Origin of the sequence: Kibdelosporangium phytohabitans, assembly GCF_001302585.1 — a bacterium.
GTDB classification, from domain to species: Bacteria; Actinomycetota; Actinomycetes; order Mycobacteriales; family Pseudonocardiaceae; genus Kibdelosporangium; species Kibdelosporangium phytohabitans.
Map to the genome: position 1 here is coordinate 7,029,134 of NZ_CP012752.1, position 12,127 is coordinate 7,041,260.

Below are 12,127 nucleotides of genomic sequence, written 5' to 3' on the forward strand. Positions count from 1 at the left end.
GCATCAACGGTGATGGGAGAACAGCTGATGGCACACAAGACCACGCTGCGCTTGACGGCGCTGGTGAGCGCGGTGTTGCTGCTCACCGCGTGCGGTAGCGAAGGATCCGGCGGGTCAGGAGCGACAGGTGGTGGCGGGGGTGGCGCGGCGCCCGCGCTCGAGGGACGCGGCGAGATCACCTTGGCCACCGGCAAGGACACGTCCAATAACATGCAGAAGCTGGCCGAGGAGTGGAACGCGGGCCACCCCAACGAGAAGGTCCGGCTGGTCGAACTGCCGGACTCGGCCGACGGCCAGCGCCAGCAGATGATCCAGAACGCGCAGGTGAAATCCGACGCGTACACCGTGCTGAACATGGACGTGGTGTGGACCGCGGAGTTCGCGGCCAACCGGTGGGTGGTGGAGCTCCCCCGTGACCAGTTCGACCTGAACAACTTCCTCAAACCGGCCGTGGCGACCGCGGAGTACCGCGACAAGCTCTACGCCGTGCCGGTCTACTCCGATGCCGGACTGCTGTACTACCGCAAGGATCTGCTGGAGAAGGCGGGCGTCCAGCCGCCGAAGACGTGGGATGAGCTGACCTCCGCGTGCCAGAAGGTCAAAGCGCTGCCGGAAGGCGCGAACATCGGTTGCTACGGCGGGCAGTTCGACAAGTACGAAGGCCTGACGGTCAACTTCGACGAGGCGGTCAACTCGGCGGGCGGATCGATCGTCGACGAATCCGGCAAGCCCACTGTGGACACACCACAGGCCAAGGCCGGGCTGGACAAGCTCGTCAACGGGTTCGCAGGCGGCCAGATCCCGCAGAAGGCCATCACCTTCAAGGAGGAGGACGGCCGCCGCGCGTTCCAGGCCGGTGAGCTGCTGTTCATGCGCCAATGGCCCTACCAGTGGGCGCTGGCCAGCAAGACCGACGGTTCGTCGCAGGTCGCGGGCAAGTTCGACGTGGCTCCCCTGCCCGGCGACGGGTCCGGCCCCGGCGTGTCCAGCCTCGGCGGGCACAACTTCGCGATCTCCGCGTTCGCCAAGAACAAGGCGACCGCGCTCGACTTCATCAAGTTCTTCACCTCCGAAGCGGCCGAACGCTCGAACCTGCTGGCCACCTCGCAGGCACCGACCCGCGCCAACCTCTACGACGACGCCGATCTCAACAAGCAGTTCCCGTACCTCAAGACGCTCAAGGAGTCGATCCTCAGCGCCAAGCCGCGCCCGAAGGCCGTCCGCTACGGCGACGTCACCAGCGCGATCCAGGAAGCCGCCTACGCGGCGCTGACCAAGACCAAGGACAGCGGCACGGCGCTGAAGGAACTGCAAGCCAAGCTGCAGGACCTGCTGAAGTGACCACGCTCGCTCGGCGCGGAGATGCGGCGGGCGAGGCCGGACGGCTCGCCGCGCTCCTGCTGTCCCCCACTTTCGTCGTGCTCGGCCTGGTCGTCGGCTATCCGCTGGTCGCCGCGTTGCGGGAATCGCTGTACCAGAGCGGGCAGAGCGTCGACGCGGACGGATTCGTGGTCCAGGGCGACCAGTTCGCCGGACTGGACAACTACACCGGGATGTTCAGCGGGCCGGCGGCCACCCGGTTCTGGAACGCGTTCGGCAACACCACGTTCTTCACCGTGACGACAGTGGCCGCCGAGGTCGTCATCGGCGTGGCGATGGCGCTCGTGATGCACCAGGCGCTGCGCTGGCGTGGCCTGGTCCGGGCGAGCATCCTGGTGCCGTGGGCGATCCCCACGGCCGTGTCGGCGATCCTCTGGCAGTGGATCTTCCAGGCCGACGGCGTGGCGAACGCGTTGATCGGCAACCAGATCCTGTGGACGACCGAGGGCTGGCAGGCGAAGTTCGCGGTGATGATCGCGGACGTGTGGAAGACCGCGCCGTTCATCGGGCTGCTCGTGCTCGCCGGGCTGCAGGTGATCCCGCGTGACGTCTACGAGGCCGCCCGGGTGGACGGTGCCAGCCCGGCGCGGCAGTTCTGGTCGATCACGCTCCCCCTCGTCCGGCCGGTGCTCGTGGTCGCCGTGCTGTTCCGGGTGCTGGACTCGCTGCGGATGTTCGACCTGCCGTTCGTGTTGATCGGCAACCGCAAGGAATCCGTGGAGACGCTGACGATGCTGGCGTGGGACGAGGCCAGCAACCTCAGGTTCGGGCCTGCCGCGGCCTACGCCACGATCCTGTTCGTGTACATCGCCGTGGTGGCGTTCGTGTTCGTGAAACTGCTGGGCGCGGACGTGATCGGCGAGGTGCGTGACCGCGGCAGGCAGGCGCGGGAGCGCGGGCCCGAGCCGCTGGCCAAGCCCGAGGTGGTGCCCGCATGAACACTCGTGTCGTGCTGCGCTACGCCGGACTGGCCGCGATCCTGGTGTACTGCCTCGCGCCGTTCTACTGGATGCTGGCGTCGGCGTTCCGCAGGCCGTCCGACCAGTTCTCGCTCTCCCCCATCCCGAACCCGGTGTCGGCGACCAACTTCACCGCCGTGTTCGGCACGGATGTCGGGTTCGGCCGCGCGTTGCTCAACAGCCTCGTGGTGGCCGGGATCGCCACGGTGCTGACGTTGCTGGTCGGTGTGTCGGCGGCGTACGCGTTGGCCCGGTTGCGGTTCCGGTTCAAGAACGCGGTCGCCGCGCTGATCATCGCGACGTCCATGTTCCCCGGCATCTCGCTGGTCGTGCCGTTGCTGAAGCTGTTCACCGACATCAACTGGATCAACACCTACCAGGCGATGATCGTGCCGAGCATGTCGTTCGCGCTGCCGCTCGCGGTGTGGAACCTCAACGCGTTCTTCCGGCAGATGCCGGGTGAGCTCGAGGAGGCCGCGATGATCGACGGGTGCACGCGGCTGCAGGCGTTCCGCCGGATCATCCTGCCGCTCGCGGCGCCCGGCGTGTTCACCACGGCGATCATCACGTTCATCACCGCGTGGAACGAGTTCATCATCGCGCTGTCGATGGTGAACGACAAATCCATGCAGACCGCGACCGTGGCGATCTCGCGGTTCACCGGCGCGTACGGGTTCGACCAGCCCTTCGGCACCCAGATGGCGGCCGGGGTGGTCGTCACCGTCCCGCTGGTGATCCTGGTCCTGGTGTTCCAGCGGCGGATCATCGCGGGCCTCACCGCGGGAGGCGTGAAATGAAGGCCGGGCTTGTCACGGTTCTGGTGGTCGCCGCGACCCTGCTGCCGGTGCCGACCGCTGCGGCGGCACCGTCCGGCGAGCTGTCGGAGACCACCCGGCTGGCCGACCGGCGGGCACTGGTTTCCGGCGACCGGGCGTTCACGATGGGCGACGAGACCGGGCTGTACCCGGCGACGGGCTGGCACATCCGGGGCGAGATGGGCGGTTTCTGGGCGCCGCCGGTGAAGCTCCTCGACGGTGTGTGGTTCGCGGTGGACGGGTCGTGGCTGGGCAAGGACGTTCCGGCGACCCGGTACACCCGCGGCCAGGGCTACCAACGGTTCGAGTACCGCGGCGGCGGCCTTTCGGTGCAACGCGTGGAGTACGTACCCGCGGGCGCACGGGTGACGGTCATCGGCCTGACGTTGCGTGCCGACCGGGAACGGGACGCGCGGCTGGTCATGGACGCCCACTCGGAGCTGATGCCCGCGTACCCGTGGGGCTGGACCACGCCCAACGCCGGGATCAACGGCCCGGACAGCGGATCGGTCAGCGACGGGGCCTTGGTGTTCCAGGACACCGTCGGCTCCGCGGTCGTCGGATCCGCGTCCCAGCCGTCGGGCCACGCGCTGGGACCGGGTCACCGCGGGCCACAGGACCCGGCAGTGGTGTGTCCGGCGGACGGCCCGGCGCCCGCGCGGTGCGACGATTCCGCGTTCGGCAAGGGAACCGGCGGCAGGCTGGAGTACTCGCTACCACTGGCCGCCGGACGCCCGGCGACAATCTGGTTCGCCGTCGCGGGCGGGAACACCAGCGGCCAGGCGCGGGCGGCTTTCGGCGAGGTCCTGCGTGATCCGGCAGGCGGGCTGCACCGGACGGTGTCGGCACGGCGGTCGGCGGCGGCGTCCACTGTGGTGGATCTGCCGGGCGACCGGCTGCTGGAGCGGAGCATCGAGTGGAGCAAGCAGAATCTCCTTGACTCCGTGCAGGAGGTGCGCAACGCCCGGATCCGGGATGTCGACGAGGGCAAGGCGTATCCCGGCCCGGTCGGGACCGTGCCACGGATGCGGTGGCTGGCGGCGGGTTTCCCGGACTATCCGTGGCTGTTCGCCACGGACGGCGAGTACAGCGCGTACGCGGCGGTGGCGGCCGGGCAGTTCGACATCGTCCGCGATCACCTCCGTGCGCTGCGGGACGTCAGCGAAATGCTGAACAACCGCAGTGGCAAGGTGGTGCACGAGGTGGTGTCCACTGGGGACGTCTACTTCGGCAGCAACACCGCCGCGGGCAACACGGACGAGACCGCGAAGTTCCCCAGCGCTGTCGCACTGCTCTGGCGGTGGACCGGAGACAACGCGTTCCGCGACGAGATGTACGACTTCACGGTGCGCAATCTGAGGTATGTCACCGGAACACTGGACAAGGACGGGGACGGCTGGCCGGAAGGCCTCGGCAACGTCGAACGCCAGGGTATGGGCGAGGAGAAGCTGGACAGCGCGGTCTACCTGATCCGCGGACTGCTCGACCTGGCCGATCTGGCAGACAGCAAGCACGACAACGCTGTCGCGCGGTGGGCCGCCGGCAAGGCCGAGGACCTGCGACGGCGGTTCGAGGCGCAGTGGTGGGTCACGGATGGCGCCGGCTACGCGGAGTCGATCGACGATCCGGCCAACCCCGCCGACGACAACACCCCGGTGTTCCAACGGCACTGGACCGGCATCACGCCCATGGAAGCCGGTCCGCTCGCGTCGGCCGAGCACGGCAGGCAGGCGCTCGCCCAGCGCGAACGCGCCTGCTACAACGGCGAGTTCGGGACGTTCCACACGGGAACCGGTCCGACCAGCGCACCAGCGGGCAATCCGGGCCCGTCCTGTGACCCGTTGGTGTCCACAGTGGGCAGCGAGCGCGCCGCGTACTCGTTGAACACAGCCGTGATGGCAGTGGCCGAGGGCAACTACGGACGGCTGTCCGCGCAGCGCCGGTACACCACCGGCAACGCCCGGATCCAGCTCGACCCGGCCGTGTGGGAGACGCCGGGCGCGATGCCGGAGGTGGCGCCGTCGCCCGATTTCAAGGCCAACATCGACCGGCCGTTCCACGACCGTTCGATGAACCTTCAGGCGTGGGGCACGTACGGCACGCTCTGGCCGGTCGTGCACCAGCAGCTCGGGGTGGCGCCGGACCTCGGGAACGGTCGTCTCGTGGTGGTTTCCCAGTTGCCCGACGGCCAGGACTCCATCGCGGGCCGGGACATCCGGGTCGGGCGCGGCTCGGTCGACGTCAGCGTCACCCGGGACGGGGGCGTCCACCGGACCGTGGTCGAGTCGCGTGCGGTCGGCGCGGCACTCACAGTCGGTGCCGTGCTTGCCCCGGGCACAACCGTCGCCGCTGTGCGACTCGATGGCCGACCTGTCCCGTATCAAGTCGTCACCACGACACGAGGTTCCGAGGTCCGCGTGACGTCGACTCGTGCCTCGGCGCGGCTGGAGGTCAGGACAGGCCGTTAGACGCGTTCCCCGCGCAGGAATCGCTGCGGCACGGCGAAGTCGAGCAGCGGGTTCTCCTCGGCGTCGCCGTGGCCCCGTGGCGAGCACCCCGGCCAGCAGGTCAGGCCCGGATGGTCATCCGGGAGACCTTGTCGCCGTCGACGGTGAACGAGAAGTGGCTCGGCCCGTTGAAGCCGTTCCCGCCGACCTGCGCGGTCACCATGGTCTCGCCGTCCCGGGTGTCCACTTCGGTCACGTCGAGGCTGACCTGCTTGCCGATGAACTCGTTGTCGCTCCACTGACCGATGAGTTCCGGGCCGCGGAACTCGCGGCCCCAGTCGTCGACCACACCGTCCTCGGTGAAGCACGCCAGGAACGCGGCGGGGTCGTTGTTGTTCGCGGCGTCAATGGCCGCCTGCACAGCTGCATCCATCGTCACGCGCCCAGCATGAACCCGGACCCGGCTGTTCGCATCCCGGCCCCCATATCGGGGGATGCGCCAAACGGAGGTTGAGATGACGGTCGAACAGCCAAGCCAAGTCCCAGCGGTTGAGCGCGGGCTGGCTGGTCGGCAGCTGGGTCGTGCCGGACATCCGGCGCGGCCGGCAGTCGGCGCGTCGAAAACACTCGACCAACGGCCGCTGGTCGGCGCGGCCGAAGTGGTGCGTGCGGAGGCGGTCGCCCATCCCGGGTTCGCCGGGATCACCTTGGCCGGCAAGGAGGTCGTGCTCTGGTGGAGGGGTGAGGTACCCAGCCCGGTCACCAGGAGCGTGCACCGCGCGTCGAGCCAGGCGCCTGTCCGGATCGCCAAGGCGGCGCATTCTCAGCGCGAGCTGCCGGCCGCTGCCGAAAAGCTGAACGCCTGGCGCCGGGCCCATCCCGAGTCGGGGATTCATGGCGTCAAGAATCCCGGTGACGGCAGCGGGCTTGTTCTCGCCGTATATCCGGGGGTGCTGACGAACTCGGCGTCCATCACCGCCGACGTGCCGATTCGGGTCGTGCACGAGCAGCCGATGACGGAGAAATCCCGCAAGAACGACGCGCGCCGTGGAAAGGCGGCGCGGGCACCTGGAACCAGACCAACAGCACCATCTGCACGGCGGCTTCGGCGTGCGCAACGGCTCCGGCGCGCGGTTCGTGCTGTCGGCCGGGCACTGCGGCCGGCCAGGGCACCGGATCGCCGACCGGGCTGGTGAGTTCGCCGGCACCGTCGGCTCGGCCAGGGACGACCACGACATCTAAATCATCCCCACGGCCGGCTCCAGCCAACCGGATGTACGTCGGCAACGGCGACAGCGACTCGACCGTGACCGTCACCGGCTGGGGTCACGTGTTCGTCGGCCAGTTCCTCTGCCAGTCCGGCGTGACCAGCGCCGAGCAGACCGGCGGCCCGGTCTGCAACCTGAAGGTGATCTTCTTCTGGCGGGACGAGGAGGACCTCGTCGAAGCCGAGCAGACCGAGGGCGTGCAGTCCGCGCGGCGGCGACAGCGGCGGCTCGGTCTACTCGCACACCTCGGGCGGCGTGGTCGCCAACGGGACGGTGACCCGTTCCGCCGGGCCGCGGCTCGGGTTCCAGGACTTCGCCACCGCGAACCGGGACTCCGGCATCGGCATCTGACCGGGTGCGAGGCCACGGTGCGATCAGCCGGGGCCTTTGCCGTGCACGCGGCGGTAGCTCCAGATGAGCAGCGCGAACAGCACGATCCCGGACAGGATCAGGCTCGACCCGGTGCTCCAGCCCGCGAGCGGCAGGCCGTCGACCGTGCCCCAGACGATGCCCGCGGCGATCAACGCCAGCCCGGCGAGCACGGACCACGCGATCCGCAGCGGCGACTTCACGCTGTCCTCGGCGGCCTTCATCGCCCGGTCACGGACCGGGTCGACGTATTTCTCCAATGTGGGGAACTCCGAGGCCAGCACCAGCAGGCCGGCGAGGACGAGCAGCAGCCCCGGCCCCGGCAGCACCAGCAGAGCCACGCCGACAAGCAGGAGCACACCGCCGACGACCGTCAGCGTCACCCGTTTCACCGCTGCCACAGCCTGATTGTGCGGCCCGTGGCAGCAATCCGCATTTCACGTGGCTCGCACGTACACCCAATGGCCGTCTTCGCGGGTGAAGCTGCTGTTCTCGTGCATGACCTCCACGTGCCCGTTCTGCTCGTAGCTCGCGTCGAACTCCACCGTGCCGGCCTTGTGGAACGGGCTGCCGCCGGTGGTGCTCAGGATCCGCAGGCCCGTCCAGCGCAGGTCAGGGTCGAACTCGAGCCGCTTGGGGCGCGTCGTCGAATGCCACGTCCTGAGCAGGTAGTCCTTGTCGCCGAGGGCGTACGCGCTGTACCGCGACCTCATCAACGCTTCCGCCGTGCCGGCCGTCGCGTCGCCCCGATGGAAGACACCACAGCACTCGGCGTACGACTTGCCTGAATCGCAAGGACAGAATGCGGCCACCCGGCAAACCCTAGATCATGACGCACAGTTGCCTTTTTACTCCGAACGCGCTAACAAGATCGCCATGACGATTCCGGGGGTCGTGTTCGTGCTGGCCTCGTTCGCGGGGTTCTGGTGGATGCGGCACACGAAGAGTGAGCTGCACGCCATGATCGGCACGGAGACACTGCCCATCCCGGAGCTGGAGGACCTGCGCCGGGTGTCCGACGAACTGGGGGCCCGCGGCGGCTTCCGCAAGACGGCCGAGGTGGTCGGTGCGGCGCATCCGCGCCCGGAAGGCCCGCTGATCTCGGAGCTCAGCAAAACCGAGTGCGTCTGGTACAGCTACCGCGTCGACCGGCACTACGAGCACGTCGAATACCGCGACGGGAAACGCCGCACGTCGAAGCGCACGGAGAAGGTCGCCGAACACACCACCGGGGACGGATACGCGGTGATCGACCCGGACGGCAACACGATCGGCGTCGACCCGGGCGGCACCAAGCCGGACGGCACGGAGCAGACGGTGAACAGGTTCGAGCCGCACCGGGGTGACGGCGGTGGCATCACGATCTTCGGCATCAACGTCGGCGGTGGCGGTGGCGGGTCGACCATCGGCTTCGAGTACAGGGAGTGGCTGATCCGGACGGGTCGCCCGCTCTACATCCTCGGCGAGGTGCACGACAAGATCGGTCCGCTGGTGATCGCCAAGCCGGAGAAAGGTGGCCACTTCATCATCTCGACGAGGACGGAGGCGGAGCTGCGCGAAAGCCGCACGAAGCGCCACCAGTGGCTGGCGATCGGGGTGATAGCCGCGTTCGCGCTGGGTGCGGCGCTGACGATCTGGGGGATCGTGCGCTGACTGGTACGAATGGCGGTAGCGGAAGCGATCAAGGAAGGGCATTCTGAAACGTTCCGCACAGGCGGACCCGGTAGAAGAACCGGCATCCACCGAGCGGAGGAAACTTTGCCCAACGAGGACACCCGGCACCTCGCACACCTCTGTGGACTGGCGGACAACCCGAACCTGCCCGTACACCTGCTGGACAAGCTCGTCGTGATGACCAGCGGCGAACTCGACGCCGGTGGGGACCTGTTCGGCTTCGGCGGGCCGGGGACGCAGATCCCGGAAGCGGCGGACATCCCAGCGATGGAGTCGACAGGCGAAGTGATGGCCCGCCGGACAGACCTGCCGGTGGAGACGTACCACCAGATGGCGACGGACAGAAGGCTCTGGGTGCGCCTCTACCTGGCGAGGAACCCGGCGCTGCCGGAGAGTCTGCTGTGGACCCTGGCGGACGACCGGGCAGTCCGGCCGGAACTGGCGTGGAACCCGAACGTCCCACTGAGCCTGCTCGCGGAGATAGCGGTGACGGTGAACCTCCCGCACATCCTGCTGCCCCGGGTCGCCTCAGCGACACCGCCGGAACTCCGCTGGCTGGCAACGGCGAAGGACTGGCAAGTAAGAGCACTGGCCGCCATGCACAAGAAACTGCCGCAGGACCTGGTCGACAAGCTGATCAACGACCCGGAAACACGCGTGATCCAGGCACTGGTAGCGGCAAAGAACCCCAACTGCCCACCAGAACTGCTGCACAAGCTGGCCCACCGCTCGGAACCCACCTGCCCACACATCGCCCAGCACCCGAACGCAAACGCGGAAACACTCGTGGCATGCCTCCGCGTCCTCCCCGCCCGCCGCCACGCGGCGAAGCACCCGAACCTCCCAGCAGAAACCATCACAGAACTCCTCGACGACCCAGACCTCCTCGTAGCAGAAGCCGCAGCAGCAAACCCGGCACTGCCCCGCAAGGTGATGGAGCGAGTCCTCATGCAGTCCTGCTGAAGAAGCCCCACTATCAGCGGGGAACACCAAAAGACGGCAAAACACACAAAGCCCAGTGAGCGAAACACGCCCAAAATACCCAACAAAAAGGCCAACCAGGGCCCACACAGGGGCGGCGAGAAAACAGAAGACGGCCCACGAACCCAGAGCAACACGAACAGAAAAATTCGCACAGCACCCAGAAGCGGCGCGAAATCCAAGAACACCACAACCCCGAACAGCAACAAAACCGACATCATCACATCGCGGAACCAGCACGGCCCCAGAACCAAAACCATCGCACCCGGAACGAGCACGGCCCCGAACCAGCGCAGCCCAACCCGAACCGGCGAAAGCACGACCATCGCAACCCAACGCACCGAAAAGCCAAGACAATCAAATCTAAAGCAGCACGAAAAACAACAGAAGGCCCCGAAAACCCCAGAGCGGCGCCGATTTCACAAGGGTAGAGACGCCGGTAGGCTTGTATGCGCGGAGAGCTCCGCCGCTTTGGAAAAAGTCCAAGCCATCGAGAAAATAAAGGGGCTCCTCCTTTACGCTGCCCAAGGGCGCCTCAGGGCCCCTTTGTCAAATCGGCGACGCCCCAGCCCGCAGAGGGTCAAGAGCTACAGCATGGCACAACCAAACCAGAACCAGGGACCGCGGCACGACAAACCAAGGCCGACCAAAGAGACCGAAGCCCCAGCCAACCGAAGAGCCGAACAGCAACACGAAGCCGAAGACGCACAAGAGCGAAAACAGCTACCCTGAACAAGTGATCGACTTCCAGAAGAACACGGTCTTCAAGCTCTCCCCGGCGAAGGTGGACAACCTGGCCCCGGAAGTAGCCCCCATCCTCATCCAAGGCGAGCAAGTCCTCCTGGCCTTCAAGGCGGTGCGCGACTACGTGGTCTTCACGACCAAGCGCCTGATAGCGGTGAACGTCCAAGGGGTGACGGGCAAGAAGAAGGACTACACCTCCCTGCCCTACAGCAAGATCCAGGCCTTCTCGATCGAGACGGCGGGCACGTTCGACCTCGACGCCGAACTCGACCTGTGGTTCAGCGGTCTGGGCAGCGTCCGTCTCGAGTTCCGCGGCGGCGCGAACATCCGCCAGATCGGCCAGCTGATCGCGGCGCACGCCCTCTGAGCCGGAATAGTCACCGATCCTGACTTGTTCCCGCTCACATGGAGCTTGGCATCTACAGTTTCGGCGACCGGCACCCCGACCCGATCACGGGCGAGCAGGTGTCCGTCGCCGACGCTCTGGCGCAGACCATCGAGCGGATCCGGTTGGCCGACGAGCTCGGTCTGTCCTTCTACGGTCTCGGTGAGCACCATCTCGACCAGTACGCCATCTCCAACCCGGGGACTGTGCTGGCCGCGGCGGCGAGCGTGACCGAGAACATCACCTTGTCCAGCGCGGTGACCGTGCTCAGCACGGAGGATCCTGTCCGGGTCTACCAGCAGTTCACCACGCTCGACCAGCTCAGCCGCGGCCGTGCCGAGCTGCTCGCCGGTCGCGGCTCGTTCACCGAGTCCTTCCCGCTTTTCGGTGCGCGGCTTGAGGACTACGACGACTTGTTCGACGAGAAGCTCGCGTTGCTGCTGCACCTCGACCGGCAGGACCCGATCACGTGGTCGGGCAAGTTCCGCGAGCCGCTGGACGGCGTCCGGGTGCTGCCACGTCCGTACCGGGACAGGTTGCGGATCTCGATCGGCACGGGCGGCAACCCGGAGTCGTCCATCCGCACCGGGTTGCTGGGCCTGCCCGTGGTCTACGCGGTCATCGGCGGGCAGCCGGAGCGGTTCAAGCCGTTGGTCGACCTGTACCGCAAGGCAGGCGAGTCCGGCGGCCACGCGCCCGGCGACCTGCACGTCACCATGGGCGGGATCGGGTTGATCGCGAAGAACTCGCAGGACGCCAAGGAGGCGTTCTTCCCGTACTGGATGGAGACCATGCGGTACGGCTCCAAGGCGCGTGGCTGGCCGCTGCCGACCCGCGCCCACTACGACGAGTACGCCAAGGACGCCAACTCGTTGTTCGTCGGCAGCCCGCAGGAGGTCGCCGAGCGGATGATCAGCGTCGGCAAACTGGTCGGCGCGGACCGCTACGCCATGCAGATGGACTGGTCCGGAGTGCCGCACCCGGTTGTGATGAACGCCATCGAACTGCTCGGCACGGAGGTGCTCCCCCAGGTCCGCGCCGAGCTCGGCTGAGCTGGGCCCGAAAAGGTTTGGACCAAATCATCCTCGGCGAAGCAGGATGATCG

Annotated in this window: 12 protein-coding genes; 9 read left to right on the top strand and 3 right to left on the bottom strand. The window is 67.4% G+C overall.

The window, feature by feature from the left end:
- Positions 1–27 precede the first annotated feature (27 nt).
- From AOZ06_RS31595 to AOZ06_RS31610, 4 genes are read left to right on the top strand one after another with little or no spacing between them, the layout of a single operon-like run.
- Positions 28–1,341 (top strand): ABC transporter substrate-binding protein, encoded by a 1,314-nt coding sequence (locus AOZ06_RS31595; RefSeq protein WP_054297056.1) that lies wholly within the window; start codon positions 28–30, stop codon positions 1,339–1,341.
- The gene (locus tag AOZ06_RS31600; protein WP_054292730.1) at positions 1,338–2,318 is read left to right on the top strand and encodes a carbohydrate ABC transporter permease; all 981 of its coding nucleotides are present in this window, start codon (positions 1,338–1,340) and stop codon (positions 2,316–2,318) included. Before AOZ06_RS31595 ends, AOZ06_RS31600 begins: the two co-directional genes overlap by 4 nt.
- A complete protein-coding gene (locus AOZ06_RS31605) occupies positions 2,315–3,136 on the top strand; it encodes a carbohydrate ABC transporter permease (RefSeq protein ID WP_054292731.1) in 822 nt (273 codons plus the stop codon). The genes AOZ06_RS31600 and AOZ06_RS31605 overlap by 4 nt, the downstream gene beginning before the upstream one ends.
- The gene (locus AOZ06_RS31610) at positions 3,133–5,622 is read left to right on the top strand and encodes a glucosidase family protein (RefSeq protein WP_218921810.1); all 2,490 of its coding nucleotides are present in this window, start codon (positions 3,133–3,135) and stop codon (positions 5,620–5,622) included. Before AOZ06_RS31605 ends, AOZ06_RS31610 begins: the two co-directional genes overlap by 4 nt.
- Before the next feature lie 100 nt (positions 5,623–5,722).
- On the opposite strand, the gene AOZ06_RS31615 is transcribed toward AOZ06_RS31610, so the two are convergent.
- Positions 5,723–6,034 (bottom strand): nuclear transport factor 2 family protein, encoded by a 312-nt coding sequence (locus AOZ06_RS31615; protein WP_054297058.1) that lies wholly within the window; start codon positions 6,032–6,034, stop codon positions 5,723–5,725.
- A 614-nt stretch (positions 6,035–6,648) separates the two neighbouring features.
- On the opposite strand from AOZ06_RS31615, the gene AOZ06_RS31620 reads away from it, so the two are divergent.
- Positions 6,649–6,843 (top strand): chymotrypsin family serine protease, encoded by a 195-nt coding sequence (locus AOZ06_RS31620; protein ID WP_054292732.1) that lies wholly within the window; start codon positions 6,649–6,651, stop codon positions 6,841–6,843.
- Positions 6,844–7,243: 400 nt separating this feature from the next.
- On the opposite strand, the gene AOZ06_RS31625 is transcribed toward AOZ06_RS31620, so the two are convergent.
- Together AOZ06_RS31625 and AOZ06_RS31630 are read right to left on the bottom strand one after the other, a co-directional pair.
- Entirely contained in the window at positions 7,244–7,639 is a 396-nt protein-coding gene (locus AOZ06_RS31625; protein WP_054292733.1) for a PGPGW domain-containing protein, read from the bottom strand.
- A 36-nt stretch (positions 7,640–7,675) separates the two neighbouring features.
- A complete protein-coding gene (locus AOZ06_RS31630; protein WP_083472069.1) occupies positions 7,676–8,050 on the bottom strand; it encodes a YchJ family protein in 375 nt (124 codons plus the stop codon).
- Positions 8,051–8,114: 64 nt separating this feature from the next.
- Here AOZ06_RS31630 and AOZ06_RS31635 point away from each other — a divergent pair, with 64 nt between their 5' ends.
- The 4 genes from AOZ06_RS31635 (at position 8,115) to AOZ06_RS31650 (ending at position 12,074) form a co-directional block, all read left to right on the top strand.
- Positions 8,115–8,891, top strand: coding sequence for an E3 ubiquitin ligase family protein (locus AOZ06_RS31635; protein WP_054292735.1), 777 nt, complete (start codon positions 8,115–8,117; stop codon positions 8,889–8,891).
- Positions 8,892–8,996: 105 nt separating this feature from the next.
- The gene (locus AOZ06_RS31640) at positions 8,997–9,875 is read left to right on the top strand and encodes a hypothetical protein (RefSeq protein ID WP_054292736.1); all 879 of its coding nucleotides are present in this window, start codon (positions 8,997–8,999) and stop codon (positions 9,873–9,875) included.
- Positions 9,876–10,629: 754 nt separating this feature from the next.
- Entirely contained in the window at positions 10,630–11,004 is a 375-nt protein-coding gene (locus AOZ06_RS31645) for a PH domain-containing protein (protein WP_054292737.1), read from the top strand.
- A 38-nt stretch (positions 11,005–11,042) separates the two neighbouring features.
- Positions 11,043–12,074, top strand: coding sequence for an LLM class flavin-dependent oxidoreductase (locus tag AOZ06_RS31650; protein ID WP_054292738.1), 1,032 nt, complete (start codon positions 11,043–11,045; stop codon positions 12,072–12,074).
- Positions 12,075–12,127 lie beyond the last annotated feature (53 nt).

Coding starts and splice junctions, on each gene's coding strand:
- AOZ06_RS31610 (WP_218921810.1), top strand. CDS start 3,133: ATGAAGGCCGGGCTTGTCACGGTTCTGGTGGTCGCCGCGACCCTGCTG.
- AOZ06_RS31615 (WP_054297058.1), bottom strand. CDS start 6,034: ATGGATGCAGCTGTGCAGGCGGCCATTGACGCCGCGAACAACAACGAC.
- AOZ06_RS31605 (WP_054292731.1), top strand. CDS start 2,315: ATGAACACTCGTGTCGTGCTGCGCTACGCCGGACTGGCCGCGATCCTG.
- AOZ06_RS31635 (WP_054292735.1), top strand. CDS start 8,115: ATGACGATTCCGGGGGTCGTGTTCGTGCTGGCCTCGTTCGCGGGGTTC.
- AOZ06_RS31595 (WP_054297056.1), top strand. CDS start 28: ATGGCACACAAGACCACGCTGCGCTTGACGGCGCTGGTGAGCGCGGTG.
- AOZ06_RS31650 (WP_054292738.1), top strand. CDS start 11,043: ATGGAGCTTGGCATCTACAGTTTCGGCGACCGGCACCCCGACCCGATC.